The following is a 26,353-nucleotide window of genomic DNA, read 5'->3' as shown; positions in this document are numbered from 1 at the left end:
CGGCCGAGCGGTCGAACACCGCCGGCGGCACCGCCGACCACCGGCAGCGCGGCCGGTCGGCGGCCGCGCCGCGCCGACGTCGACGGCGTCAGAACAGATCGAGCGTCGCGCGCACCCCGCCGATGAGGGCGATCGGCAGGCGGTCGGCGATCGCGACGTCGCCGCGCAGGTACAGCTCGGCCACCGGTGTCCAGGCCTGCCCGAGCGGCGTCAGGCGTAGGCTGGCCTCGAGGCCTGGGACCACATCGGTGTCGCCGCTGGCGCGCTGCACCGCCAGCGCCACGCCGATGCTGGCGCGGCCGACGCCCTTGCTGATCACCAGCCGGGTCTGGAAGCCGCCGCCGGGTGAGGTCCGGATCGCCCCCTCGAGCACGGCGCCGAAGCGCGGCCGCTCGAGCGTGCGCCGCGGCGGCGGGCGGCCCGCGATCTCGGCCTTGACCTCGGCCGCGACCTCACGCGCCAGCTCCGACAGATCGGTGGGCGCGGTGCCGCCGGCGGCGACGATGTCCGCGACCCGCTCGCGCACCCGTTGGCGCACGGTCTCGACCACCAGCTCCCGCAGGTCGAGCACGGTCGTGATCTTGAACGCGTACAGCGCCAGCCCGAAGGTCACGCCGTGGAGCGCGTCGCCGCCATCGACGGCGATCCCGCCGAAACCACCGACGTGGGGGCCGATCACGAACGCCCGCCGCACCCGCTGGACGCTGCCGATCGCGAAGTCGCCGACGGCCGTGGCCTCGGCCGAGGTGTCGGCGTGGGCCGGCGCGATGGCCATCGCCGCGACGGTGAGCGCCATCGTGGTAGCGAGCATGGTCCGGCGCATCCCCGGCACGGTAGCGTGACGGCGCGGCGGTCGCCAGACGCCGGGCGCCGCGGGTGATGGGCGCAGCGCAGTGGCAGGTCGCGGTCCACCCGCGTCGCCCGCGCCAGCATCCGGACGGGCCGGCACGACGACCTCGCGCCCGCGCCGGGGGAGCGGCCAAGGTTGGCGCGCCGCGCGAGGTGACGGTTCAGCAGCCGCCCAGGCGGCAGCTCGGCCGCGGGGTCACCTCGACCACCCGGCCGCGCGCGTCGACCGCGATCTCGCAGCAGGCCTCGAGCGCGGCCCGCAGCATCGCCCGGCCGCGCTGGACCCGGGACTTCATGCCCGAGGTCGAGATGCCGGCCAGCTCGGCGGCGGCGCGCGCGGTCAGGCCCTCGAGCTCGACCAGCGTCACGGCCTCGCGGTACGGCGACGGCAGCCGCGCGACGAACGGCGCCAGGCAGGCGGCCAGGAGCCGGGCCGGGTCGTCGTCGACGGGCGTCGGCTCGATCGCCGCGTCGGGGGCGGCGTCGGTGCGCGGCAGCGGGTGGCGGGCCCGGGCGCGCCCGGCGTCGGCCAGGGCCGAGCGCGCGATCTTGTACAGCCAGCCATCGAAGCGATCCTCGTCGGCCAGGCCCGGCAGCCCGCGGTGCATCCGCACCAGCACGTCCTGGAGCACGTCGTCGACCTCGGCGGCGTCGATCCGCGCGGCCACGAACGGCCGCAGCCGCGCGCGGACGTCGGTCCACGCCACCGGGGCGATCACGCGCAGCACCCCGGCGCGCAGCACGGCGCGGCGGCGGCGACGACGGCGTCCTCGGACGCGGCCCCGGCCCCGGCCCTTGGCCCGCGGCGCGCCGCCGGGCTTGGTCGCGGCGATCGTCGCCGACGCGATGTAGCGATCGGCGCCGGGCAGCCAGCCGTTGACGATCGCGGCGCTGCCGGCCGTCGGCTCGACCGCGACGTCGACGAAGCCGAGCCGGGCCAGGGTCGCGCGCACCTCCTCGATCGGCGCCGCGCCCGACACGCACGCGGTCAGCGCCACGGCCTGGGCCCGGACCTCGGCCGGGACCTCGCCGATCGTCACGACGTCGCTGATCGCCAGGCGCCCGCCGGGGCGCAGCACCCGCCAGGCCTCGGCGAACACCGCGGCCTTGTCGGGCGCGAGGTTGACCACGCAGTTCGACACGATCACGTCGACCGAGGCGTCGGCCACCGGCAGGTGCTCGATCTCGCCGAGGCGGAACTCGACGTTGGTGGCCGCGAGCTTGCGGGCGTTGGACCGCGCCAGCGCCACCATGTCGGGCGTCATGTCGACGCCGATGACCTTGCCGGTGGGGCCGACCTGGCGCGCGGCCAGGAAGCAGTCGAAGCCGCCGCCGGCGCCGAGGTCGAGCACGATCTCGCCGGGCGCGAGCGAGGCCAGCGCGGTCGGGTTGCCGCAGCCCAGGCCGAGGTTGGCGTCGGCGGGCACGGCGGCCTCGTCGTCGGCGGAGTAGCCGAGCGTGGCCGCGCCGGTGCCGCACGCGGGGGCGGTCGGCCCGCAGCAGCCGGTGGCGCGGCCCTTGGCGACGGCGCCGTAGTGGTCGCGCACGAGCGCGCGGATGTCGTCGGGATCGGTGGGCGTGGTGAGCTCGGTCATCGGAACCTCCACGGGACAAGACGGGGTCGGCGCCGAAAGGACGCAGGTGATCGTGCGGTCACGCGCCGAGCCGCGGTGGTGGCCCGACGCGCCGAGGCGCGCGCCATGGACGCACCGAGGGCCAGGGGACGTCGGCGCGCCGCCGCGGGCCGAACGCGAGCCACGGTCAGCGTCACGCGGCGCGGCGCCAGGGCGGCCAGGGGCAACGACATGCAGATATTGTGATGTGCGAATGTCACAGCGTCCACCGGGCGCGGGCGCGGCATGGCGCCGCGACCCGGCCCGTCGGCTCGCGTGGCCGTCCGACCGGCTGGGATCCCCTCGACTCCCGCCCGAAAGGGCAGGTCCGGGGCGCGTTGCGTCGGGGGCGGTCGCCCCGTACAGTCGGGGTCAGATGGACATCAAGAACTACCTGGTGCCGACGGTCATCGAGCAGACCCACCGCGGCGAGCGGGGCTGGGACATCTTCTCGCGGCTCCTGAAGGAGCGGATCATCTTCCTCGGGTCGGGGATCAACGACGAGATCGCCAACGTCGTCATCGCCCAGCTCCTGTTCTTGGAGTCCGAGGATCCGGACAAGGACATCATGATCTACATCAACTCGCCGGGCGGCCACGTCACGGCGGGGATGGCCATCTACGACACGATGCAGTACGTGCGCTGCGACGTGGCCACGATCTGCATGGGCCAGGCCGCGTCGATGGGCGCGTTCCTGCTCGCGGCCGGCACCAAGGGCAAGCGCTACGCGCTGCCGCACTCGCGGATCATGATCCACCAGCCGCTGGCCGGCTTCCAGGGCCAGGCCACGGAGATCGAGATCCACGCCCGCGAGCTGCTCAAGACCCGCGAGACCTTGAACAAGCTGCTCGCGAAGCACACCGGCCAGCCGATCGAGAAGATCCAGACCGACACCGAGCGCGACTACTTCATGGGGTCGGAGGCGGCCAAGGACTACGGGCTCATCGACGAGGTCTTCACGCGCAAGAAGCCCGAGGGCAAGGACGCCAAGTAGGGCGTGGCCATGGCCGTCGATAAGCGCGACTCCTCGCTCACGTGCTCCTTCTGCGGCAAGTCGCAGAAGGAGGTCAAGAAGCTCATCGCCGGGCCGACGGTGTACATCTGCGACGAGTGCATCGGCCTGTGCAACGACATCATCGCCGAGGAGATCGAGAAGGATGATCCCGGCTACGGCTCGGGCGTGATCCCCAAGCCGGCCCAGATCAAGAAGGTCCTCGACGAGTACGTCATCGGCCAGGACCGCGCCAAGAAGATCCTGTCGGTCGCGGTGCACAACCACTACAAGCGCATCGACCAGAAGAGCGACAAGCTCGACGACGACGTCGAGCTGCAGAAGTCGAACATCCTCCTGCTCGGGCCGACCGGCTCGGGCAAGACGCTGCTCGCGCAGACGCTGGCGCGCATCCTCAACGTGCCGTTCGCGATCGCCGACGCCACCAACCTGACCGAGGCTGGCTACGTCGGCGAGGACGTCGAGAACATCATCGTCTCGCTCCTGCACAACGCCGACCACGACATCGAGCGCGCGCAGCGAGGCATCGTCTACATCGACGAGATCGACAAGATCGCCCGCAAGAGCGACAACCCGTCGATCACCCGCGACGTGTCGGGCGAGGGCGTGCAGCAGGCGCTGCTCAAGATCATCGAGGGCACGGTGGCGTCGGTGCCGCCCAAGGGCGGGCGCAAGCACCCGCAGCAGGAGTTCCTGCAGGTCGACACGTCGAACATCCTGTTCATCTGCGGCGGCGCGTTCGTCGGGCTCGAGGACATCATCGAGAACCGGATCGGCCAGAAGATGATCGGCTTCGGGGCGGCCATGAAGAACGGCCCGCCCAAGATGACCCAGTGGGAGCTGCTGCAGCAGGTGCAGCCCGAGGACCTGCTCAAGTACGGGATGATCCCCGAGTTCATCGGCCGCCTGCCGGTGATCGCGCCGCTGCACGAGCTGTCCGAGGAGGCGCTGGTGCAGATCCTGACCCAGCCCAAGAACGCGCTGGTCAAGCAGTACCAGAAGCTGTTCGAGATGGACGGCGTCAAGCTCAAGTTCGGGCGCGGCGCGCTGTCCAAGGTCGCGCAGATGGCGTCGACGCAGAAGAGCGGGGCCCGCGGCCTGCGCGCGATCCTCGAGAGCGCGCTGCTCGACATCATGTACGAGATCCCGGGCCAGCCGGCCAGCGAGGTCATCGTCAACGAGGACGTGATCGAGAAGCACGCGACGCCGCTGATCACGTACGCCAAGGACAAGGAGCCTCGGACCGCCGAGGCGTAGGGACGACGGCTGGCGGGGCGCGAGCCCGGCCGCGGGCGTGGGGCGTTCGGGCATGGGTGGCGGCGGCGCGGGTGCGGACACCGGCTCCGTGCATGCCAGGGCAGCCGCGGGGCGTGGTCGCCTGTCCGCGGGCGCCGCCGCTCGGGTGGCTTGCCACGATGGATGGGTGCGTGGCATCGAGTGGTCATGCCGAAGATCGACCGAGCGACCGCGCCGCGCGGGCAGGGCACCCGCTACCCCGAACCGTTCGCCGCGCCGTGCCGCGCGCGGTCGTGGCTGCGGCTCGGGGACGCCGCGGGGCTGACCCAGTTCGGGGTCAACTTGATGACCCTTCCGCCTGGCGCGTGGTCGAGCCAGCGCCACTGGCACTCCCACGAGGACGAGTTCGTCCATGTCGTCGCGGGCGAGGTGGTGCTGGTGACCGACGCCGGCGACGAGGTCCTGCGCGCCGGCGACAGCGCCGGGTTCCCGGCGGGACGCCCCGACGGCCACTGCCTGCAGAACCGCAGCGGCGCCGACGCGCAGGTGCTGGTGGTGGGTTCGCGCGTGGACGCCGACCAGGGTGCGTACCCCGACATCGACCTGGCGGTGGCGCCGGGGCGGTACCGCGGGGCGGTGAGCTTCCGGCGCAAGGACGGCACGCCGTATTGATCGTGCGTGGGCGCGCTGGCCCAGGCGGGCGCTGCCCGAGGCGCAGCTGCTCCCGCGGCGCTGGCGCGCGCGTGGTCGCTTGGTGGCGTCCTCGCGAGCGAGCCGGCAACCGGCGCCGCCGCGCGGAACCCGGCAACCGGCGCCGCCGCGCGTCGAGCTTGCGTCAGACGCTGCGCGGATCCTTGGTGGCGGTGGACGGATACCGGCCAGGGACGTGACGGCGCTCCTGTCCGGGCGCGGCCGGATGCCGGACAGAACGGGCCGGATCTCGGACGGCCGTCCGGCCGGCCGGCCGCGGAGGACGCGGGATCGCCGGGTTGGCGTCGGCACGGGGCGTGCTCTTGCTCGGGCTCATGCAGGGCTCGGCTCTCGGATCATGGTGGCAGCGCGAAGGCGATGGCGCGCTGCGACGGGCGAGCGGGTGGTGACGGAGGTCGGCGGGTTGGTCGGTGGTGCGGGCGTTGGGGGACGCGTGGGCGTGGGGTAAGGCGTGGGCGTGGGCAGGACGAGGTGACGATCCGAGGGCCGAGGGCCGGCGTTCTCTGACATTCACACGGCGCGGCCGACGAGGCCGAGCTCGGCGGCGTGCGGTCGCAGCGCGGCGATGAGGAAGGCGAGGTGGTCGTCGAGGGTGACGTCCAGCAGCCGGGCGCCGGCCGCGACCTCGTCGCGATCGACCGTGGCGGCGAAGCGCTTGTCCTTCAGGCGCTTCTTGACCGAGGCCACCTCGAGCGAGGCGATGCCGTCGGGCCGCACCAGGCAGCAGGCCATGACGAAGCCGGTCGGCTCGTCGCAGGCCAGGAGCGCGCGATCGAGCAGGCTGTCGTAGGGCACGCCCCAGCGGGTGTAGTGCGCGGACACGGCGTGCGCGATCGCGTCCTCGCCGCGCTCGCGCAGCCACGCGACCACGCGGTGCGGGTGTTCGTCGGGCCAGCGCTCGTAGTCGGCGTCGTGGAGCATGCCGGCGATGCCCCACCGCTCGACGTCGGCGTCGGGCGCGCCGTAGTGATCGGCCGCGGCGCGCATGACCAGCTCGACCGCGCGGGCGTGACGGCGCAGGGACTCGCCCGGGGTCCAGTCGATGAGGAGCGTCCAGGCCTGGTCGCGGGTCAGCGGCATGGCGCCGAGGCTACCGCGTCGAAGGGGCGACGCACGCGTGCGGTGGCGCGCCGTGCGTCGGCGGCGCGCGCGTGTCCGGGTGGCGAGCCGGCGGCGGTGCGCGCGTGTCCGGGTGGCGAGCCGGCGGCGGGCCGTGGGTGGCCGCGACCGCGGTCGGCGCCGGCCGCGCGCGACCGTGTGGGCGACGACCGTGCGTGTCCCCGGCGGTGGGCGCCGTCGACGGGGCGGTGCGTGTTGGTACGCGGCGCAGGGCGGCGGCGCGGTCAGTGGGTCGGGAACGACACCGTGCCGGCGGCGTACCCGCACATCGCGTCGGAGTCCCACGCGCTCATCGCGATGTCGCACTGGAAGGTGGTGAACTCATCGAGGCCGCGCAGCCAGCCGTCGGGGTCGCACAGCTCGATCGGGCCGTTGAGCTGGTAGGTGCGCGACTCGATGAACGTCATCGACACCGTGCGGCGATCATTGGGGTCGGTGTTCTCGAGCTCGCTGATGCGGCGGGTGAGGCCGGCGCGCTGGGCCGGATCGGTGGCGTGCGCGAGGTCGGCCTGGAGCAGCGCGAGCCGGGTCGCGCGGTAGCCGGCGGCGTCGGCGCTGCCGATCGCCTCGACGAGGAGCTGGGTGCCGAGGACCACGTCGGCGGTGCGGCGGGCGGCCAGGAGCTCGGGCGGCGCGGTGTAGACGGTCAGATCGGGGCGGGCCGGATCCAGGAAGTCGCGGCGGCGGAAGCAGAACCCGCCCTTCGTGAGCTCGAGATCGAACGGCTCGAGCGCCTCGACGCCCTGGGCCATGACCACGTCGTTGACCGACTCGAACATCGGTCCGCTGCGCAGGTCGACCTGACCGCCGAGCAGCGGGTGGTCCGAGACCGCGGTGCCGTCGACGGTGACCGCGCGCACGACCAGGCCGACCGCCGGGCCGTGGCTGCGCGGGGCGACCGGGTCGCGGGTGCGCACCAGCCGATCGAGATCGGGCTCACCCGGGAGCGCGAAGGTGTAGCCGCTGACGCCGCGGCCCTCGTCGGGCGGGTCGGGGTTGGTGGCCAGGCGGACCTGGAACCAGCCGGCGAACGAGCAGACGATGACGCTCATGGGTTGGCCGCCACGTAGGCGCGGATGCGCTCGGTCACGTACGCGACGTTCTTGGCGACGAAGGCCATCCGGGCCGGGACCTCGGGCTCGCGCGCGAGCGCGGCGAAGCCAAGGGCGAGGTCTTCGAACCGCTCGACGAGCTGCACGTGGAAGCTGGCGCGATCGCGGTACGCGCGGATCGGTCCGTCGAGCTCGAACGTGAACGCGGCCGCGTGATGACCATCCCCGGCGGGGAGCTGGACCAGCATCTCGCTGACCGGGCGGACGACCGTGGTCATGAGCGGGAAGAACGCGATCGCCTGGTACATGGCGAGGTCGGCCGGGGTCGCGTCGCTCGCGCCGTACTGGCGCGTCAGCATGAGCAGCATCAGCTCGTAGGCGCGGACGCCGAGCGTGGCCAGGGCCACGGCCCGCGGATCGCGGAACAGGCACACGGTCGCGTCGGGATCGACGTCGCCGTGCTGGTAGCTGATCGGGTTGGCGGGCACCGGCCGCAGCGCGGCGGCGCGGGCCGCGGGCAAGAGCGCGTCCCAGGCCTGGTGCATCGCGACGACGCGCGCGTAGTGCGAGGTGGTGTCGGCCTGGACGTCGAGCAGCATCGGCGCCGCCAGCACCGTCGGCGTCGCGCCCTCCCCCTGGATCCGGATCAGATCGATCGCCGCGAGCGCCGAGGTCAGATCGGTCACGCGCGCGAGCGTGATGTCGTACCAGATCTGACCCGGGGCGGCGCCGAACGAGGTGTTCTCGAGCTGCGGCGCCTGCGGCCCCAGGAACAGCGTGGCCGCGGTCGGCGCGCCGGGGCTGCCGAGCGTCACGAAGCCGGCGCGCAGCCGCTCGTAGACCTCGGCGATCGACGTGTAGTACGGGTGCGGCGGGTGATCGGGCGGCTCCTCGCACGGCGCCTCGAGCCGCGCCGCCAGCTCCAGGAAGGTCGCGCCGAACGGCACCAGCGCCAGCGGCAGCTCGAGCTGGTAGTACATCGGCGGCAGCGGCAGGTTGGGCCGATCGAAGTTGGGGGGCGCGCCGATCGCGACGAGCAGGTTGGACACCAGGCCCAGGTGCTCCATCTCCTGCCGGGCGATCAGCAGACAGCCCATCATGAAGCCGCGCACGGTCTCGCTGTCGGCCGGCGTCAGCGCCGGCGCGCTCGGGTCGAGGGAGAACGCCGCGTACAGGTACTGGCACATGATCGCGTGCTCGAGCTCGGCGGCGCGGCCGAGCGCGTCGATCAGATCGGCGCGCGTGCGGATCGGCGCGATCGGGGGCGGGGCGGTGATCGCGGCGATCGTGGCCAGGCTCACGTGGGACCTCCCAGGCCGAAGCGGCGGCCGTCGAGGCCGAGGCGCGCGACCATCGCGGCGTCGGCCGCGCGCCGCTCGCGCGGGGGCACGAACAAGGTCGACGCGGTCGACAGCGGCACCGCGGGCAGGTCGCGCAGGCGGACGTGGTCGATCCGCGGGGCGCACACCGGCAGCTGCGCGGCCTCGTAGACCACGACGACGTGATCGTCGCCGTAGGTCGGGGTCAGCTCGTCGACCAGGACCCGCAGGTTGTCGGCGTTGGTCCGGTTCGGGTTCCAGGTCAGGTCGCCGACCCCGCCGATCTGCCACAAGATCAGCGCCGCCGAGGGATCGAGCCGCCGGCGGTACACCAGGAAGTCGGTCGCCTCGTACTGCGCGCAGCCGACGACCGCCGGATCGAGGCCGAGGTCGGCGAACAAGCAGTCCTCGGCCGAGACCCCGGGCTCCATGATCGCGCGCAGGCCCTCGGCCCGGGCTCGCCGGACGGCGTCGTGCGACGGGTAGACGAACACGCCGGGGTGGCCGTAGAACGCGGCGCACACGGTCCGGCCGGCCCGCACGCCCGTGAGCAGCGTCTGCACCATGGCCTCGTAGGTCTCGTGGCGCGCGCGCCCGACCGCGTAGAACCGCGCCAGCGACTGCGCGCCCGGGTGGAGGCGATGGATCTCGGCGGTCGTGATCGCGTCCGCGACGACGTAGTGGACCTCGTGCGCGCGCGCGATCCACGCGCGGGCGTCGAGGGTCAGCTGGCCGACGGCCTTGATGCCGGTGCCGACGACGACGAGCAGGCCGCTCACTTGTCGGCGGGGTCCGGCGTGGGCGGCGCCTCGGCGGCGTAGACGAACGGGGCCTGCTGCTGGGCGCCGGCGGCGTAGACGAAGGCCGGGGCGGCGCCGGCGGCGTAGACAAAGGCCGGAGCGGCGCCGGCGGCGTAGACAAAGGCCGGAGCCTGCTGCTGGGCGCCGGCGGCGTAGACGAACGGAGCCTGCTGCTGGGCGCCGGCGGCGTAGACGAACGGCGCTTGTTGCGCGCCAGCGGCGTAGACGAACGGGGCCTGCTGCTGGGCGCCGGCGGCGTAGACGAACGGAGCCTGCTGCTGGGCGCCGGCGGCGTAGACGAACGGAGCGGCGTAGACGAACGGGGCCTGGTGCTGGGCGCCGGCGGCGTAGACGAACGGAGCCTGCTGCTGGGCGCCGGCGGCGTAGACGAAGGCCGGAGCGCAACCGGCGGCGTAGACGAACGGGGCCTGGTGCTGGGCGCCGGCGGCGTAGACGAACGGAGCCTGCTGCTGGGCGCCGGCGGCGTAGACGAGCGGGCGCAACCGGCGGCGTAGACGAACGGGGCCTGGTGCTGGCGCCGGCGGCGTAGACGAACGGCGCCTGCTGCTGGCGCCGGCGGCGTAGACGAAGGCCGGCGCCGGCGGCGTAGACGAACGGCGCTGGCGCCGGCGGCGTAGACGAACGGCGCTTGCTGACCGCCGGCGGCGTAGACGAACGGGGCCTGGTGCTGGGCACCGGCGGCGTAGACGAAGGGCGCCTGCTGGGCGCCGGCGGCGTAGACGAACGGCGCTTGCTGGGCGCCAGCGGCGTAGACGAACGGCGCGGGCGGGGCCGCCGCGTAGACGAACGGCGCCGCGGCGCCATAGACCAGCGCGGCCGCGACGTGCTGGCCGAGCGCGGCGTGGATCTGGTTGGCGTCGCGCGACCGCAGCACCTCCTTGTCGGCGTCCGAAAGATCTGCGGCGGTGATCGCGGTGTCGGGATCCTTCGCGAAGGTCTCGCGCGCCGTGGGGTCGTTCGCCAGATCGGCCAGGTACTGGAGCAAGGTCTGCATGGTTCTCCGAGTGCGAAGGTGCCAGAGCGCGTCAGCGCTCGAACGAGCGGGCGAGGCGGAACCCGACGGACACGTCGCGGATGATCGACGTGGAGTTGTGACGCGTGGCGCCTCGAAGCAGGAACGAATCGAAGAGGAAGCACCCGCCGCGCAGGGTCCGCTCGGCCGTCGGCGCGGCCGAGGTCAGGTCGGTCGGCGCGACGTACCGGCCGTCGGGCAGCGCCGGGCCTTCGCGCCGATACTCGTCGCCGCACCACTCGCACACGTTGCCGGCCAGCCCGCGCGCCCCGTAGGGGCTGGCGTCGACCGGGAACGCCTGGACGCTGACCGGCCGGAGCCCGTCCTCGGTGCTCAGGCGCATGTTGGCCCAGGTCGGATCGAAGCTGTCGCCCCACGGGAACGCGCGGCCGTCGACGCCGCGCGCGGCCTTCTCGTACTCGAGCTCACCGGGCAGGCGGTACGCGCGGCCGGTCTGCGTCGACAGCCAGGCCGCGTACGACAGCGCGCCGTGCCAGTTGATCATGAACGCGGGCAGATCCGGTCGCCAGACGATGCCCTCGTCGTCGGTCGTCAGCTCGAAGCGGCCGTCGGCCGCGCGCGGCCAGATCAGCGTGCCGGCCTCGCCGGCGCTGGCCCCGCGATGCCGCGGCACGACGGTCAACGCCAGCGCCTCCCCCTCAGCCGTGCGCTGGTCGATCAGCGCGTTGACCATCGCCAGGAGCTCGCCGCTGGTGACCGGGTGGCGGCGCAGCACGAACGAGTCGACCCACACGCGCTGGCGCGGCATCACCTCGCCGGCGGCCTGAGGATCGCCGCCGCACCCGTACGGGCCGCCGGCGACGAACACCTCGTCGTCATCGAGCTCGCCCAGGCGCGGCAGCGCCACCGGGGTCGACGCGGCGTCGCCGGGCCGGATCGGATCCCAGTGCTCCTGGCGGCCGATCGCCACCGGGTAGCGGACCTCGTGGTGGCCGGGCGCGCGCAGGATCAGCAGGTAGCTGCCGCGCTCGAGCTCGAGCGCGCGGATCGGCGCGGTGCCGAGATGGCGGACGTGCTCGTCGACGAGGCGCCGGCCGCGCAGCTCGTAGCGCCGCAGCTCGACCTCGGCCGGCGGCTCGGTGTGCAAGGTCAGCGCGCCGCGGCCGGCCAGGTACGCGGCGTGCTCGCCGCGGTCGTGGTTGCGCAGCTCGACCTCGATCGCGCGCGCGCTCGGATCGCGCCGCTGCTCGGCCGCGGCGTGCAGCGCGCGGTAGTGGCGCGCCAGCATCGCGTGGGCCTCGGGCAGCTCGGCCTCGATCAGCGACAGGTCGATGATGCGGTTGCGCTCGACCGTGGCCAGCTCGGCCTCGAGGCGCTTGGCGGCGGCGGTGTCCTCGAGCTCCCAGCCGGGCTCCTTGACCTCGCTGGGCGCGGCCGGCGGCAGCGGATCGAGGACGGCGCGGGCCTGGCGCTCGAGCTCGACCGCCTCGCGCTCGAGCTCGGCGATGCGCGGCTGCAGCGCCTCGGCCTGGGCCAGGAGCTCGCGCGCGCGCTCGCGCTTGCGGGCGCCGTCGAGGAACTCGCCGACCGCCACGGCGATCTCGCCGGCGTCGGTGAAGCGCGCGGCCGGGTCGAGCGCGGTCGCGCGCGCGGCGATCTGGACCAGCTCGTCGGGCAGCGGCCGCTCGGGCGCGCCCTCGATCGGGGCCAGCACGCCCATGCGCTCGGGCAGGCCCGGCGGCGTGCCCAGCAAGATCTCGCGCAGGATCATGCCCAGCGCGTAGACGTCGGCCGGGGGGCCGAGCGTGAGGTCACCGGCGGCCTGCTCGGGCGACATGTAGCCGGCGGTGCCGGCGATCGCCCCGGCCTGGCTCATCAGCGAGGTGTCGTCGCTGCGCGTGGTCGACGGCGCGGCGACCTCGCCGAGCGCCTCGCGGCCGATGCGGGCGAGGCCCCAGTCGACCACCAGCACCTCGCCGAACGGCCCCAGCATGATGTTGTGCGGCTTGAGATCGCGGTGGACCACGCCGCGGACGTGGGCGAAGCCGACGCACTCGCACACGCGGTGGAAGGAGTCGATCAGGCGCCGGAACGACACGCCGCCCGCCTCCGCGGCCCAGCCGTCCCGCGACGCCGCGTGCACCGCCTCGATCACCGTCGCGAGCGTGCGGCCGCGGATCTCGGCCATCGTGTAGTAGGGCCGGCCGTCGTCGAGCGTGCCGATCTCGTGGACCGGCACGATGCTCGGGTGCTGGAGCTGCGCCGTGACCTGGGCCTCCTGCACGAACCGCGCGATCGCCACCGGATCGTCGCACCACCAGTCGCCCAGGATCTTCATCACCATCTCGCGGCGGAGCTGGCGGTCGAACACGCGGTAGACGTCACCCTGGCCGCCGCCGGCGAGGTGGGTCCCGAGCTCGTAGCGCGCGGGCGGGTGGAGCGGCGTGTCGGGCGAGATCTGGCGCGGACGCGCGTCGAGGGTCTCGGCGTTCCGGATCGCGCTGCCGTTCGCGATCGTCTGCGCCGCCGACGCGAGCCGGCGGTCGCCACGGCGGGGCGTGGTCTCGGCCCCGCTCGGCACCGGCGCGGCGGGCGCCGGCTCGCCTGGTCTCCCCTTGGACTCGGTCACGCACGGTAAATCTAGCAGCGTTGCCGCTGCGCCCGGTAGCACCGCGACGGAGATCTGGCCGCTTGTCGTCGCGGGCGACATCGCCGCTCGCGGCGCCGGCCAGCGCGGTAGCCAGCACGCCGCGCGCGACTTGCATTTCAGTAACTTGGCGGGTCGAGCCAGTGGAACGCACCTTGCTCTAGCCGCGTGTCGATGTCGCTCCGCCGTCTCGCCGTCACGTCCTTGCTCGCGCTCCTGGCCGCCTCCGCATGCGTCGAGGTCGACGACTCATCCTCCAAGGGTGAAGAGGAGGAGGTGCCGGCCGACGGCAAGCTCGACTCGTTCGCGCGCCCGACCGATCACGGCGCGGTGCCGTTCGCCACGCCGGTCGAGGCGACCTTGACCGCGACCGCGCGCCACCACACGTGGACCTTCGCGCTGACCGGCGACGCGTCGATCCACGCGTTCACCGGCCCCGGGCTGGCCAGCCGGCAGATCGTCGACACCGTGCTGTACCTGTACAAGCAGCGCGCCGACGGCAGCTGGGGCCCGTACGTCGCGCGCAACGACGACTACCAGGGCTCGCTGTTCTCGTCGCTCACCCGCACGCTCGGCGCCGGCACCTACCGGATCCTGGTCAAGGGCTACGCCGCGTCGACCCGGGGCCCGTTCATGGCGATGGTCGAGTGCACCGGCGCCGGGTGCGCGCCGGCCGACACCTGCCTGTTCGGCGCCACCTTCGGCGACCTGCTCGAGAGCACCGCCTACGCGATCACCGGCGACCGCGAGCTGCGCGCGACCGACTGGCTCGGCCCGGTCGACCAGGCGCGGGTCGTGCGCGCGGTCCAGCAGTCGGCGCACACCGACGTCATGACCGCGGCCGAGGCGTTCGCGGCGGTCGACGGCCAGGTCATCCGTCGGCTCGACCTCTACGACGAGGCCGGCGGCCGCGCGTTCGTCGCGCTCGAGTACGGCGCCGGCGACAACAGCTACGGCGCGGTGTTCGGGTACGACTCGGCCGAGCTGGTCTCGAAGATCCACGACGGCGATCTCGAGGCGTGCACCGCGCGCGCGCAGGTGTGCGGGCTCGGCGCCGACTACAGCACCACCCGCAACGGCGGCGACTTCACGCTGATCAGCGCCAACGTGGTGTCCGCGGCCGGGCAGCTCAGCGGCGTCGACGCGACCGACGCGCTGGCCGCCATCCGGGTCGCCTACGCTGAGGCCACGTCCCTGGCCGACGGCCTGACCCGCGTCGACGGTCGCACGCTCAACGTCGTCGACCTGCGCCACGGCGCCACCGGCACCATCGTGCGCGCGTTCGAGTACGGCGCCGGCGACAACGGCTACGGCGCCATCTTCCGGGCCGGCACGGCCGAGCGGCTGGCCTCGATCGTCGACCTGACCTACTACGACTGCGCGTTCGCGCCGTGATCGCGCCGCGCGCGAACGGCGCGCGCCCGCATTGACCGCGGCCGGCCCGGCGACCACGCTCGGGCTATCATGATCATCGCCAGCGACCTGGTCGGCACCCGCGGCGGCGTCGAGGCCGATCTCGAGGTCATCAAGAACGACGCGTGGAACGACGCGATCGACGCCGGCGAGCTGGTCGTCCACGACGGCGGCGTGGCGCTCGACGACGACTTCAGCGCCTCGGGCGCGGCGGTCCTGATCAAGGGCGATCTGACCGTGGCCGGCACCGTCAGCCTCGACGAGACCGGCACGCTGATCGTGACCGGGCGCCTGCGCTGTAAGAACCTGGCGTGCGAGGGCAACCTCGAGATCCAGGGCGACGTCGACGTGGGCGAGACGATCTTCGGGTACTACCAGGCCGGCGTCAGCTGCTTCCACGGCGCGGTCCGGGCGGCGCTGTTCGTCCAGGGCGACCACGCGTTCGAGTACGACCCCGCCCAGCTCGCGGTCGGCGCGCACCTGGCGTTCACCAACTTCGGCGGGCTCCGCGTCGGCACCGCGGCCGAGGCCAGGGCGGCCCTGTCTGACGACGCCTACGCGGCGCTGGCGCGGCTGATGGGCCTGGCCGCCGACGGGCCGTCGGGCGGCGACGCGATCCGGCTGCTCCGCACCGACGGCTTCCGGCGCGGCTGACCCGTCGGCGCGCGGCGGCGGCGGCGCGCGGCGACGCAGCGGCGGTCTCGGCACGCAGGTCCCGACGCGCGCCGACGCGATCCGGCTGCTCCGCAGCGACGGCTTCCTGCGCGGCTGACGGGCGGCGCGATCCGGCTGCCCCGCACCGACGGCTTCCGGCGCGGCGACGTGACTGATGCGACGGCTTGCGGCGGCGGCGCGGGTCGGCCACGGTGCCGGCCTCATGCACCCCATCGTCCGCCTGTGGCGCTACGCCCGGGCCTACCGCACCCGCATCCGGCTCGCGGTCGTCTACACGGTCCTCAACAAGCTGTTCGACGTGCTGCCCGAGGTCCTGATCGGCATCGCGGTCGACGTGGTCGTGCGGCGCGAGGGCTCGTGGCTGTCGGGGTTCGGGATCGAGCGCGTCGAGTCGCAGCTGTACCTGCTGGCCGGCCTGACCGCGATCATCTGGATGAGCGAGAGCGGCTTCGAGTACCTGTACGAGGTCGCGTGGCGCGACCTGGCCCAGGCGCTGCAACACGACCTGCGCATGGACGTGTACCGGCACGTGCAGGCGCTCGACGTGGCCTACTTCGAGGACCGGCAGGCCGGCGCGATCCTGAGCACGCTCAACGACGACATCAACCAGCTCGAGCGGTTCGTCAACGACGGCGCCTCGCAGATCATCCAGGTGGTGGCGTCGACGGTGCTGTGCGGCGTGGCGTTCATCGTGCTGGCGCCCGGCACCGCGCTGTTCGCGCTGGCGCCGATCCCGGTGATCCTCTACGGCGCCTACTGGTTCCAGGGGCGGCTCGAGCGCCGGTACCTGAGCGTGCGGGGCGAGGCGGCGCGCCTCAACGGCCTGGTCGGCAACAACCTGGGCGGGCTCGCGACGATCCGCGCGTTCGGGCGCGAGGACCACGAGGCGGCGCGGGTCGACGTGCAGAGCGCGGCTTACCGCAGCGCCAACGGCGCGGCGATCCGGCTGTCGAGCGCGATCACCCCGATCATCCGCATGGCGATCATGATCGGCTTCATCGCGACCCTGGTCGTGGGCGGGCGGCTGACGCTCCAGGGCGAGCTGGCGGTCGGCGCCTACTCGGTGTTCGTGTTCCTGACCCAGCGCCTGCTGTGGCCGCTGACCCGGCTGGCCCAGGTGACCGACATGTACAACCGCTCGCTGGCGGCGATCCGGCGCGCCTTCGAGCTGCTCGACACCGAGGTCGCGCACGCGGTCGGGACCGAGCCGCTCGGCGGCGCCGCCCGCGGCGACGTCGAGTTCGATCAGGTCGAGTTCGCGTACGACCCGGCGGCGCCGGTGCTGCGTGGGCTGACGTTCACCGCCGCGGCCGGCCGCACCACCGCGCTGGTGGGCACCACCGGCGCCGGCAAGAGCACGGTCATGAAGCTGCTCATGAAGTTCTACCGGGCCACCGGCGGCGACGTCCGCCTGGGCGGCCGGGCGCTGGCGCCGCTCGACGACGCCGCGGTGCGCGGGGCCATCGGCTACGTCGGCCAGGACGTGTTCCTGATCGACGGCACGATCGGCGACAACATCCGCTACGGCCGGCTCGACGCCAGCGACGCCGAGGTCGAGGCGGCGGCGCGGGCGGCGGCGGCCCACGAGTTCATCGTCGCGATGCCCGACGGCTACGCCACCCGGGTCGGCGAGCGCGGCCAGAAGCTGTCGGGCGGGCAGCGCCAGCGCCTGGCCATCGCCCGGGCGCTGGTGCGCGACCCGGCGATCCTGATCCTCGACGAGGCCACCAGCGCGGTCGACAACGAGACCGAGGCGGCGATCGCCCGGGCGCTGGCGCAGATCACCGCCGGCCGGACGACGCTGATGGTCGCGCACCGGCTGTCGACGATCCGCCACGCCGACCAGATCTGCGTGCTCGAGGACGGCCGGGTGATCGAGCGCGGCACCCACGACGACCTGGTCGCCGCCGGCGGCGCCTACGCCGCGCTGTGGCGGCTGCAGACCGGCGCGTAGGCGGGGCGGTGCCGAGCGGGCGGCAGGCCGCGCCGCCGTCGCCGAAAATGCGCCGGCCCGCCGGCGAGGCGCCGACGGGCCGGGTGGGCGAGCGGGTCAGTTGGGGAGGCCGGGAGTCACTGGCCGCAGCACGAAGTCGCTGCGGTTGTCCTGGAGTCCGGCGCGTTGGGGGGGACCGCGACAGCCCCTCCCCATCGTTCGTGCCGGTGTCTGCGACTGCCCCGATCCCTTCGGAGATGGACACGGCGATGGGGGTCGCAGCAGCGATGGTGCCGGTCGTCATCGAACCTTCGTAGCTGAGCGCGTCGATCACGGTCGGGGTCGCGCTCATCTGGATCAGGGCGAGCCCATCCGGGGCGCCGTTCTGCAGCCAACCAGCGCCCGTAACGGTGACGTTGATCCGGGACGCCGCGGCAGGCGTGACGATCGTGGCGGGGCCGGTGACGAGCAGGCCGGCCGCCGGCGAGGCTCGTCGCCGGTACCGCCGCGGCGGTTGGTGGGATCCGCTTGCCGGCGTTGGACGCGCCGACGGTGCTATCGAAGAAGTACTCCAGTCCGGCGGCGGAGCTGCCGTTGAACAAAACCAGCGCGACATTCGAGAGGTCTGCCGCGGCCGTGCCGGCGTTGTAGATCTCGACGAACTCGGCGGTGTCGGTGCCCGCCTGATCATAGTCGATCTCGTTGATCACGAGCTTGGCGCAGGTGGTCGGCGCCGTGCCGCTGCACACCGCCCCCGCCTCGATCTGGCACGTCGACGAGCAGCCGTCGCCGGAGACGGTGTTGCCGTCGTCGCAGGCCTCGCCGACCGCCGCCTGCAGCGTGCCGTCGCCGCACGGCGACGCGTCGAGCTCGCAGATCCAGCCAATGGTGAAGCCGACGAACGTGCAGCTGGTGTCGTTCCAGGTGCCGGCGGTGCCCGAGGGCGAGACCGCGGTGGAGAACAGGTTGACGCAGTCCTCGGGCTCGCCGCCGTCGGGCTGGCCAGGCTCCCAGTTGGTGAACGTGAGCAGCTCGCCGGTGATCCAGCCGAAAGAGCCCTCGACCAGCGCGTCGGTCAGGCCGATCCACGGGTTCTGCGCGGTGTTCTGCACCGACTCCACCAGCGCCTGCTCGGGCGCGCTGGTGATCGACGCCAGGTGGCCGGTGACGGCCGCGCACGCGAGCTGGGCGTCGGCGAACGTGAGCTGCTCGTCGTCGAACGACACGTAGCAGTGGCCGGTGGCCGGATCGGTGGCGAAGCGGTCGCCGCCGACGATGACCGACGTGCAGACCGCGCCGGCGACGCACTGGGTCGTGCAGCCGTCGGTGTCGACCCCGTTACCGTCGTCGCAGGCCTCGCCGCCGACGACGATGGTGTCGCCGCAGATCTCGGTGCACACGCTCGGCGCCCCGGCGCAGCTCCAGCCGGTCTCGGTCTGGCACGTCGCCGAGCAGCCGTCGCCGTCGGTGTTGCCGGCGTCGTCACAGGTCTCGGCGCCCTCGACCAGGCCGTCGTTGCAGACCGCGACGTTGTTGATGGTCAGGGTCACCGCGGCCGCGCCCGAGGTCAGGGCTCCGTCGTTGGCGGTGAAGGTGAAGCCGTCGCTGCCGTCGAAGCCCGCGGTGGGCGTGTACACGACGGTGGCGGCGAACGCGCCGGTCGGGGTGATCGCGCCGAGGGTGCCGGTGGTCGGCGCCGTGGCGATGGCGAAGGTGACCGCCGGCGAGTCGACGTCGGTGGCGGCCAGCGTGATCGTGACCGGGACGTTCTCGTCAGTGGTCGCCGAGGTCGCGATCGCCACCGGCGCGTCGTTGACCGGGTCGACGGTCACGGTGACCGTCGCGGTCGCGGCGTCGCCGTCGCCGTCGGTGATCGTGTACGTGAACGTGTCGGTGCCGGCGAAGTTGGGGGCCGGGATGTAGAGCACGTTGGCCGCGCCGGCGGTGGTGGTGCCGTTGGCGCCGGCGGTGGCGGTGATCGTGATGCCGCCGTCGCCCAGGCCGGTGTCGTTGACCAGCACGTCGACGAACACGCCCAGGTCCTCGGTGGTGAACGCGGCGTCGTCGACCGCGACCGGGAGGTCATCGACCGGGTTGACGGTGACGGTGACGTGGCCGACGTCGGTGAGGGTGCCGTCGGAGATCGTGTAGTCGAAGCCGGCGGTGCCGCTGAAGTTGGCGTCGGGCGTGAACGTGACCGTGCCGACCGCCAGGAGCACGGTGCCGTTGGTGGCGTTCGACACCGCGCTGACCGACAGCGGGTCGAGGTCGACGTCGGTGTCGTTGCCCGACAGGGTCGCGGCGGCCAGGACCACCGGCAGGTCCTCGTCGGTGACGGCGACGTCGTCGACCGCGACCGGGGCGTCGTTGATCGGGTTGACGGTGACGGTGACGTGGCCGACGTCGGTGAGGAAGCCGTCGGTGACGGTGTAGTCGAAGCCGGCGGTGCCGCTGAAGTTGGCGGCGGGCGTGAACGTGACCGTGCCGAGCGCCAGGATCACCGTGCCGTTGGTGGCGTTGCTCACCGCGCTGACGGTCAGCGGGTCGAGGTCGGGGTCGGTGTCGTTGGCGGACAGGGTCGCGGCCGCGAGGACCAGCGGCACGTCCTCGTCGGTGGCGGCGGCGTCGTCGACCGCGACCGGGGGATCGTTGGTGTTGCCGATCGAGATCACCACCCGGCCGATGTCGGTCAGCGCGCCGTCGGACACGGTGTACTCGAACGACCCGACGCCGACGAAGCCGCCGTCGGGCGTGAAGGTCGTGACGCCGGCGGCCCGGGCTACGGTGCCGTTGATCGGGTTGCCGACCGCGGCGATCGACAGCGCCGGGCCGTCGACGTCGGTGTCATTGGCCAGGAGCGCCGCGTCGGTGAAGGTCGCGTCGACGTCCTGGCTGGTGGTGCCGGTGTCGTCGCCCGCGACCGGGGCGTCGTTGACCGCGGTGACCGTGACGGTGACGTGGCCGACGTCGGTGAGGGCGCCGTCGGAGATCGTGTAGTCGAAGCCGGCCGTGCCGCTGAAGTTCGCGGCGGGCGTGAACGTGATCGTGGTGCCGGCCAGGGCGACGGTGCCGCTGGTGGCGGCGCTGACCGCGGTGACCGTGGGCGTGCCGTCGACGTCGGTGTCGTTGGCGAGCAAGGTCGCGGCCGGGATGGTCGCCGCGGTGTCCTCGTCGGTGGTGACCGCGTCGTCGACCGCGACCGGGGCGTCGTTGACCGCGGTGACCGTGACGGTGACGTGGCCGACGTCGGTGAGGGCGCCGTCGGAGATCGTGTAGTCGAAGCCGGCGGTGCCGCTGAAGTCCGCGGTCGGCGTGAACGTGACCGTGGTGCCGGCCAGGGCGACGGTGCCGTTGGTGGCGGCGCTGACCGCGGTGACCGTGGGCGTGCTGTCGGGGTCGGTGTCGTTGGCGAGGAGCGTCGCGGCCGGGATGGTGGCGGCGGTGTCCTCGGCGGTGGTGGCGGTGTCGTCGACCGCCACCGGGGCGTCGTTGACCGGGGTGACCGTGACGGTGACGTGGCCGACGTCGGTCAGCGTGCCGTCGGAGATCGTGTAGTCGAAGCCGGCGGTGCCGCTGAAGTCCGCGGTCGGCGTGAACGTGACCGTGGTGCCGGCCAGGGCGACGGTGCCGTTGGTGGCGGCGCTGACCGCGGTGACCGTGGGCGTGCTGTCGGGGTCGGTGTCGTTGGCGAGGAGCGTCGCGGCCGGGATGGTGGCGGCGGTGTCCTCGTCGGTGGTGACCGCGTCGTCGACCGCGACCGGGGCGTCGTTGACCGCGGTGACCGTGACGGTGACGTGGCCGACGTCGGTGAGGGTGCCGTCGGAGACCGTGTAGTCGAAGCCGGCCGTGCCGCTGAAGTTCGCGGCCGGGGTGAACCTGACCGTGGTGCCGGCCAGGGCGACGGTGCCGTTGGTGGCGGCGGTGACCGCGGTGACCGACAGGGCCGGGCCGTCGACGTCGGTGTCGTTGGCGAGGAGCGTCGCGGCCGGGATGGTCGCGGCGGTGTCCTCGGCGGTGGTGACCGCGTCGTCGACCGCGAGCGGGCCGTCGTTGACCGGCGTGACCGTGACGGTGACGTGGCCGGTGTCGGTCAGGGTGCCGTCCGAGACCGTGTAGTCGAAGCCGGCCGTGCCGCTGAAGTTGGCGGCGGGCGTGAACGTGACGGTGGTGCCGGCCAGGGCGACGGTGCCGTTGGTGGCGCCGGTGACCGCGGTGATCGACAGGGCCGGGCCGTCGACGTCGGTGTCGTTGGCGAGCAGCGCCGCCGCGGTCAGCGTGGCGGCGGTGTCCTCGGCGGTGGTGGCGGTGTCGTCACCGGCGACCGGGCCGTCGTTGACCGGCGTGACCGTCACCGCGACCAGGCCGACGTCGGTGGCGACGCCGTCGGACACCGTGTACTCGAAGCTGGCGGCGCCGTTGAAGTCGGCGGTGGGCTGGAACCGGACCTCGCCGGCGATCAGCGTGACCGTGCCGTTGGTGGGGTTGCCGACCGCGGTCAGCGACAGCGTCTGGCCGTCGGCGTCGGTGTCGTTGGCGACCAGCGTCGCCGGCTGGATCACCAGCTCGGTGTCCTCGGGCGTGGTCGCGGCGTCGTCGACCGCGACCGGCGGATCGTTGGCGCCGCCGACCGCGAGCGTGACCGTCGCGGTGTCGGTGTCGGTGCCGTCGGACACCGTGTACTCGAACGTCGCGTCGCCGACGAAGTTGGCCGGGGGCGTGAAGGTGATCGTGTCGCCGGCGAGGTCGACCGTGCCGTTGGTGGCGGCGGCGACCGCGGTGATCGTCAAGGTGTCGCCGTCGACGTCGGTGTCGTTGGCCAGGAGCGCCGCGGTGGCGATCGCCGCGGCCACGTCCTCGTTGGCCGCGAGCGCGTCGTCGACGGCGATCGGGGCGTCGTTGACCGGCGTCACGGTGATCGTGACCGTCGCGGTCGCGGTGAGGTCGCCGTCGCTGACGGTGATGGTCGTGCCGTCGGCGCCGTTGTAGTCGGCGGCGGGCGTGTACGTCAGCGTCGCGCCCGCGACCGTGATCGTGCCGTGGGCCGGCGTGCCGGCGGTGATCGCCAGCGGCTGGCCCTCGGGATCGGTGGCCTCGAGGGTGAACGAGACCGGTGTGTCCTCGGCGGTGGTCACCCCCTTGTCAGCCACGGTCGGCGGCTGATCGCCCTTCAGGTTGTCACCACACGCGACCAGGGTCGCGGCCACGGACAGGACGCACAGGTAGGACCTCATCGCCGCGGACAATAGGCGAAACTCTGGCCCGGCGGAAGCGACGTCAGGGTGACGCTTGGGTGATCCGCGGGGGTCAGGTTGGTGACCACGATCACGCTACTTGGCAGCCTCCTGGACGCCCTCGCCGTCGAGCTTGACCCAGCGGCGGTCCCGCGCCTTCCAGACCTCGCTCTGGATGCTGGACTTGGCCGGCGCGTAGCCGCCCGACTCGTCGGCCGCCATCCGGGCCGAGGTCTCGATCGTGCGCGCGAGCGTGCGCGGCAGCCGGGTCTTGCCGAGCGTGAAGGTGTTGGCGGACGACGGGCTCGGGCGGTGCGAGTCGATGCAGAACACGTCGAGGCGCACGGTGACGGTGGCGCCCGGCGCGACCGCGACCGAGGTCGCGCGGGCGTCGCCCTCGTCGCTGGCCAGCTGCAGCGGGCCGACCGCGCCCAGCCGCTGCGGCGCGGTGTCGGGGTCGCCGTCGGGCACGAAGTACAGGCCCTCGGCCGAGAACCGCTGGGCCCGGGCCCCGGTGTTCTTGATCTGGACGGTCAGGACGCCGTTGGTCGACCCGTCGTAGGCCACGGCCTTGACCGCGAGCCCGCGGGCCTTGCCGCCGGTCGGCACCGGGTGGAACTTCTGGTCGGCGGCCGCGGTGCCGATGACACCGACGACGGCCAGGATGAACGCCAGGATCGCGATGGACGTGCGCATGTCCTGGCGAACGTCCAGCGATCGATCTCGATCCACCTGCGACAATTTGTGGCAGCGCGCGCAACCGCGCAGGTCGACAGGTGTCCTCGTCCGGTTCCTCGACGGCGCGACGCTACCAACCCGTCGACGCGAGGCGTACGATCGTGGCGTGCGCCATCCGCTCGCGCGGCTCTTCCTCGCATCCCTGGCCGTCACCACCGGCGCGTGTTCGCTGCACGTCCTGGCCGGGGCCGACCGCACCAGCCACCCCGACGGCCAGGGCTACGGCTGGCACCTCGGGTTCGGCGCCGGGCTCGCGTTCGATCCGCGGGCCAAGGGCGCGGTCGCGGTGTCGGCGTCGCGGCGCGCCGATCACCCGGGCACGGGCTACACGACGTACCGCACCGACGGCTGGGAGGCGCGGGGCGAGCTCGATCTGCCGTGGCCGGCGTGGCGGGTGAGCGCGGCCGCGCGGCTCGCGACGGGCGAGCAGGGCTACCGCGACGGCGCGGCCGGCGCCGAGGACGGCGGCGACGCCTGGGGCCTGGCGCTCGGCGTCACGCGCTACTGGCCGATGCTGGCGCAGGTGATCGAGCTGTCGGTCGGCCCCGCGGTCTCGAGCTGGGACGCCAGCGTCGGCTCGGTCCGCGCGCTCGGCCTCGAGGCGCGGCTGACGTGGACCTTCGACGGCATGCTCAAGGTCTGGTCGCGGTGCGACGCCGCGTGCCAGACCGAGATCGCCGCGTTCAAGCCGAAGGGCTCGTCGGTCGGCGCGCACTCGTGGTTCTCGTCGCCGAAGCGCGGCAGCGCCGGTTGCTACTACAAGGACGTGACCGACGCGCGCGGCAACACCAGGTCGGTGTGGACCTGTCCGTGACCGACCGTCGTGGGGCCGCGTCGGGCGTCACCGCGACGCGAACCGCGGCATGAGCGCGTGGTTCTCGAGGTGGACGTGGCGGAGGATGTCACCCTCGAGGTGGACCAGCTCGGCCAGGAGCGTGCGGTAGCTGCCGCACGCCCAGTCGGGCGGCGCGAAGTCGTCGGCGGCGTCGCGCAGCCGCGCCAGCAGATCGCCGACGACCAGGTGGTCCTCGGCCATCGCCGCCAGCTCGGCCGCGACCTGGCGCTGGTCGACCGGCTTGGCGATCAGCGACGGGAACAGGCGCTCCTCCTCGTCGTCGAGGTGCGACCCCAGCGTCGCGTCGAGCGCGACCACCAGCTCGTCGACGTCGACCAGCTTCGGCGCGCGGGCGCCGTGGACCCGGCGGACCTTGGCCGCCAGGCCGAGCACGAACGGGAGCGTCTTGCGCAGGTAGTCGTGGTGGGTCGCGACGATGTGGCCGATCAGCGCGGGCGTGTCGAGCGACGCGGCGTCGACCTCGTGCCCGGTCCGCGCCGCGATGGCGTCGTCGAGCTCGGCCACGACCTGATCGACCGGGACCCCGCGATCGGCGCAGGCGACGGCGATCGATCGGTCGCCGTGACAGCAATAGTCGATGCGATGCCGCTGGAACACCGGCGCGCACGCGGAGTGATCGAGGACGACCTGGGCGACCGTGGACTGAGGATCGAGCATGGTCAGCTCCAGAGCAACGGCCGTGCCGTCGGCCCTGGCCCGGCGGGTGCAGTCGCTCGGCGTCGATGTCCGTCGACCTGAGCGTGACCAGCGATGATCCCGCGGTCGTAGCGCCCATTCGCGCCGCGCTAGCGCAGGTGCTGGACCCCGAGCTGGGGATCGACATCGTCGAGCTCGGGCTGGTGCGTGTTGTGCTGGTGACGACAGGTGTCGTGCAGGTGACAATGACCACCACCAGCCCCGCGTGTCCGCTGGGCGAGACGCTCGTCGACGAGGTCGTGGCGCGCGTGCGCGCGGTGCCGGGCGTGGTCGAGGTCGACGTCGCGCTCGAGTGGGAGCCGCCGTGGGGGCCCGACGACATGAGTGAGGCCGCGCGCGTGGCGCTCGGCTGGGTGTCATGACCGCGTCGCCGTGGGGACGGCGCGGTGTCCTGCTGGTGATCGCGGCCGCCGCCGCCGTCGCGGTCCTGGCTGGGCTCAGCCGGATGGGCGTCGCGGTCCCGGGCGGCGGCGTGCGCGCGGGCGAGCACGGTCCGCTGCTGGTCGTCGGGGTGTTCGTGACCGTCATCGCCCTCGAACGTGCGGTCGCGCTCGCGCACCCGGCGGCGTGGCTCGCGCCGCTCGCGGGCGCGGCGACGGCGATCGCGCTGGTGCTCGGGCGGGTCGCGCCGGCGCGCGGCGCGGCGGTGATCGCGGCGGTCGCGCTGGTCGCGGTCAACGTCGCGATCGTGCGGCGCCAGCGCGCGGCGTTCACGGCGATCATGCTGCTCGGCGCGGTGGTGCTGGTGGCGGCCGCGATCGCGTGGGCGCGCGGCGCGTGGGTGTTCGCGGTCGTGCCGGGCTGGATCGGCTTCTTCGCGCTGACGATCGTCGCCGAGCGCATCGAGCTGTCGCGGCTGGCGCCGACGCCGCGGTGGGCGCGCCGGCTGATCGTCGTGGTCGCGGTGGCCCTCGCGAGCCTGGCGATCGCGGCGATCGACCGCGGCCCGGCGTGGCAGCGCGGCCTCGGCCTGGCGATCGCGGCCGCGGCCGCGTGGACCCTCCGCTTCGATCTCGCGTGGCGGACGATCCGTCGCCCGGGCCTGCCGCGCTTCGCCGCGGTCGGTGTGCTGGCGGGCGCGGCCTGGCTGTTGCTCGGAGGGCTCGGCCTGGTGGCCGTGGGGCTGCCACCGGCGGGGCCGCGCTACGACGCGATCGTGCACGCGATCCTGGTCGGCTTCGTGCTGTCGATGGTGTTCGCCCACGCGCCGATCATCCTGCCCGCGGTCGCGCGCATCGAGGTCCCGTTCACGCGGGCGCTGTACGCGCCGCTGGCGCTGCTGCACGGCGGCCTCGGGCTCCGGATCGTCGGTGACCTGGCCGGCGCCGCGGCGCTCCGTCGAGGTGGTGCGATCGCCACCGCGGTCGCGCTGCTCGGGTTCGCGGCGACGGTCGTGGTCGCGCGGATCTCGACGCCGCGCCGCGGTTGATGGCGTGGCCCGGGGCTTGCTCTAGCGGCG

General features: G+C 73.5%; 20 protein-coding genes. 9 read left to right on the top strand and 11 right to left on the bottom strand.

Annotated elements, in window-relative coordinates:
• Positions 1-88: 88 nt before the first annotated feature.
• Complete coding sequence (locus IPL61_31680) at positions 89-823, bottom strand: hypothetical protein (GenBank protein MBK9035761.1); 735 nt, start codon at positions 821-823, stop codon at positions 89-91.
• 187 nt (positions 824-1,010) lie between these two features.
• A complete protein-coding gene (arsM, locus tag IPL61_31675) occupies positions 1,011-2,444 on the bottom strand; it encodes an arsenite methyltransferase (GenBank protein MBK9035760.1) in 1,434 nt (477 codons plus the stop codon).
• Between the two features lie 394 nt (positions 2,445-2,838).
• Between arsM and clpP the strand changes: the two genes are divergently transcribed.
• The 3 genes from clpP (at position 2,839) to IPL61_31660 (ending at position 5,382) form a co-directional block, all read left to right on the top strand.
• Positions 2,839-3,456 carry an ATP-dependent Clp endopeptidase proteolytic subunit ClpP gene (clpP, locus tag IPL61_31670; GenBank protein ID MBK9035759.1) on the top strand — a complete coding sequence of 206 codons (618 nt, stop codon included), beginning with the start codon at positions 2,839-2,841 and terminating at the stop codon, positions 3,454-3,456.
• Between the two features lie 9 nt (positions 3,457-3,465).
• Positions 3,466-4,731 carry an ATP-dependent Clp protease ATP-binding subunit ClpX gene (gene clpX, locus IPL61_31665; GenBank protein MBK9035758.1) on the top strand — a complete coding sequence of 422 codons (1,266 nt, stop codon included), beginning with the start codon at positions 3,466-3,468 and terminating at the stop codon, positions 4,729-4,731.
• A gap of 186 nt (positions 4,732-4,917) precedes the next feature.
• Positions 4,918-5,382, top strand: coding sequence for a cupin domain-containing protein (locus tag IPL61_31660; GenBank protein ID MBK9035757.1), 465 nt, complete (start codon positions 4,918-4,920; stop codon positions 5,380-5,382).
• 549 nt (positions 5,383-5,931) lie between these two features.
• On the opposite strand, the gene IPL61_31655 is transcribed toward IPL61_31660, so the two are convergent.
• The 6 genes from IPL61_31655 to IPL61_31630 form a co-directional block, all read right to left on the bottom strand.
• Positions 5,932-6,501, bottom strand: a complete 570-nt coding sequence (locus tag IPL61_31655; GenBank protein ID MBK9035756.1) for a metal-dependent phosphohydrolase — start codon at positions 6,499-6,501, stop codon at positions 5,932-5,934.
• A 263-nt stretch (positions 6,502-6,764) separates the two neighbouring features.
• A complete protein-coding gene (locus IPL61_31650; GenBank protein ID MBK9035755.1) occupies positions 6,765-7,592 on the bottom strand; it encodes a hypothetical protein in 828 nt (275 codons plus the stop codon).
• A complete protein-coding gene (locus IPL61_31645) occupies positions 7,589-8,893 on the bottom strand; it encodes a hypothetical protein (protein ID MBK9035754.1) in 1,305 nt (434 codons plus the stop codon). Before IPL61_31645 ends, IPL61_31650 begins: the two co-directional genes overlap by 4 nt.
• Positions 8,890-9,690, bottom strand: a complete 801-nt coding sequence (locus tag IPL61_31640; GenBank protein MBK9035753.1) for a hypothetical protein — start codon at positions 9,688-9,690, stop codon at positions 8,890-8,892. Before IPL61_31640 ends, IPL61_31645 begins: the two co-directional genes overlap by 4 nt.
• Entirely contained in the window at positions 9,687-10,214 is a 528-nt protein-coding gene (locus tag IPL61_31635; GenBank protein ID MBK9035752.1) for a hypothetical protein, read from the bottom strand. The genes IPL61_31640 and IPL61_31635 overlap by 4 nt, the downstream gene beginning before the upstream one ends.
• Positions 10,215-10,757: 543 nt before the next feature.
• Complete coding sequence (locus IPL61_31630) at positions 10,758-13,334, bottom strand: SUMF1/EgtB/PvdO family nonheme iron enzyme (GenBank protein MBK9035751.1); 2,577 nt, start codon at positions 13,332-13,334, stop codon at positions 10,758-10,760.
• Between the two features lie 192 nt (positions 13,335-13,526).
• Here IPL61_31630 and IPL61_31625 point away from each other — a divergent pair, with 192 nt between their 5' ends.
• The 3 genes from IPL61_31625 (at position 13,527) to IPL61_31615 (ending at position 17,394) form a co-directional block, all read left to right on the top strand.
• Positions 13,527-14,747: a hypothetical protein gene (locus IPL61_31625; protein ID MBK9035750.1), complete on the top strand. Its 1,221-nt coding sequence runs from the start codon at positions 13,527-13,529 to the stop codon at positions 14,745-14,747.
• Positions 14,748-14,816: 69 nt separating this feature from the next.
• Positions 14,817-15,419, top strand: a complete 603-nt coding sequence (locus tag IPL61_31620) for a hypothetical protein (protein ID MBK9035749.1) — start codon at positions 14,817-14,819, stop codon at positions 15,417-15,419.
• Positions 15,420-15,642: 223 nt separating this feature from the next.
• Entirely contained in the window at positions 15,643-17,394 is a 1,752-nt protein-coding gene (locus IPL61_31615) for an ABC transporter ATP-binding protein (GenBank protein MBK9035748.1), read from the top strand.
• Positions 17,395-17,510: 116 nt separating this feature from the next.
• Here the strand turns inward: IPL61_31615 and IPL61_31610 are convergent, their stop codons facing one another.
• Together IPL61_31610 and IPL61_31605 are read right to left on the bottom strand one after the other, a co-directional pair.
• Entirely contained in the window at positions 17,511-22,604 is a 5,094-nt protein-coding gene (locus IPL61_31610; protein MBK9035747.1) for a tandem-95 repeat protein, read from the bottom strand.
• A gap of 96 nt (positions 22,605-22,700) precedes the next feature.
• Positions 22,701-23,300 carry a hypothetical protein gene (locus IPL61_31605; protein MBK9035746.1) on the bottom strand — a complete coding sequence of 200 codons (600 nt, stop codon included), beginning with the start codon at positions 23,298-23,300 and terminating at the stop codon, positions 22,701-22,703.
• Between the two features lie 148 nt (positions 23,301-23,448).
• On the opposite strand from IPL61_31605, the gene IPL61_31600 reads away from it, so the two are divergent.
• Positions 23,449-24,156 carry a hypothetical protein gene (locus tag IPL61_31600; protein MBK9035745.1) on the top strand — a complete coding sequence of 236 codons (708 nt, stop codon included), beginning with the start codon at positions 23,449-23,451 and terminating at the stop codon, positions 24,154-24,156.
• Between the two features lie 27 nt (positions 24,157-24,183).
• Here the strand turns inward: IPL61_31600 and IPL61_31595 are convergent, their stop codons facing one another.
• On the bottom strand, positions 24,184-24,861 hold the full coding sequence (locus IPL61_31595) for a DUF542 domain-containing protein (GenBank protein MBK9035744.1): 678 nt from the start codon (positions 24,859-24,861) through the stop codon (positions 24,184-24,186).
• Between the two features lie 59 nt (positions 24,862-24,920).
• On the opposite strand from IPL61_31595, the gene IPL61_31590 reads away from it, so the two are divergent.
• Complete coding sequence (locus IPL61_31590) at positions 24,921-25,256, top strand: metal-sulfur cluster assembly factor (protein ID MBK9035743.1); 336 nt, start codon at positions 24,921-24,923, stop codon at positions 25,254-25,256.
• Complete coding sequence (locus IPL61_31585; GenBank protein MBK9035742.1) at positions 25,253-26,323, top strand: hypothetical protein; 1,071 nt, start codon at positions 25,253-25,255, stop codon at positions 26,321-26,323. Before IPL61_31590 ends, IPL61_31585 begins: the two co-directional genes overlap by 4 nt.
• Positions 26,324-26,353 lie beyond the last annotated feature (30 nt).

The sequence above is a fragment of the Myxococcales bacterium genome (assembly GCA_016717005.1).
Taxonomy (GTDB): Bacteria; Myxococcota_A; Polyangia; order Haliangiales; family Haliangiaceae; genus UBA2376.
Note: the sequence above shows the minus strand (reverse complement) of the source record. Positions and strands in the feature narration are given on the sequence as shown.

Excerpts from the sequence above, each read along its gene's own strand:
- IPL61_31680 (MBK9035761.1), bottom strand. The coding sequence starts at position 823 with ATGCGCCGGACCATGCTCGCTACCACGATGGCGCTCACCGTCGCGGCG.
- arsM (MBK9035760.1), bottom strand. The coding sequence starts at position 2,444 with ATGACCGAGCTCACCACGCCCACCGATCCCGACGACATCCGCGCGCTC.
- clpP (MBK9035759.1), top strand. The coding sequence starts at position 2,839 with ATGGACATCAAGAACTACCTGGTGCCGACGGTCATCGAGCAGACCCAC.
- clpX (MBK9035758.1), top strand. The coding sequence starts at position 3,466 with ATGGCCGTCGATAAGCGCGACTCCTCGCTCACGTGCTCCTTCTGCGGC.
- IPL61_31660 (MBK9035757.1), top strand. The coding sequence starts at position 4,918 with ATGCCGAAGATCGACCGAGCGACCGCGCCGCGCGGGCAGGGCACCCGC.
- IPL61_31655 (MBK9035756.1), bottom strand. The coding sequence starts at position 6,501 with ATGCCGCTGACCCGCGACCAGGCCTGGACGCTCCTCATCGACTGGACC.
- IPL61_31650 (MBK9035755.1), bottom strand. The coding sequence starts at position 7,592 with ATGAGCGTCATCGTCTGCTCGTTCGCCGGCTGGTTCCAGGTCCGCCTG.
- IPL61_31625 (MBK9035750.1), top strand. The coding sequence starts at position 13,527 with ATGTCGCTCCGCCGTCTCGCCGTCACGTCCTTGCTCGCGCTCCTGGCC.
- IPL61_31620 (MBK9035749.1), top strand. The coding sequence starts at position 14,817 with ATGATCATCGCCAGCGACCTGGTCGGCACCCGCGGCGGCGTCGAGGCC.
- IPL61_31615 (MBK9035748.1), top strand. The coding sequence starts at position 15,643 with ATGCACCCCATCGTCCGCCTGTGGCGCTACGCCCGGGCCTACCGCACC.
- IPL61_31610 (MBK9035747.1), bottom strand. The coding sequence starts at position 22,604 with ATGAGGTCCTACCTGTGCGTCCTGTCCGTGGCCGCGACCCTGGTCGCG.
- IPL61_31605 (MBK9035746.1), bottom strand. The coding sequence starts at position 23,300 with ATGCGCACGTCCATCGCGATCCTGGCGTTCATCCTGGCCGTCGTCGGT.
- IPL61_31590 (MBK9035743.1), top strand. The coding sequence starts at position 24,921 with ATGTCCGTCGACCTGAGCGTGACCAGCGATGATCCCGCGGTCGTAGCG.
- IPL61_31585 (MBK9035742.1), top strand. The coding sequence starts at position 25,253 with ATGACCGCGTCGCCGTGGGGACGGCGCGGTGTCCTGCTGGTGATCGCG.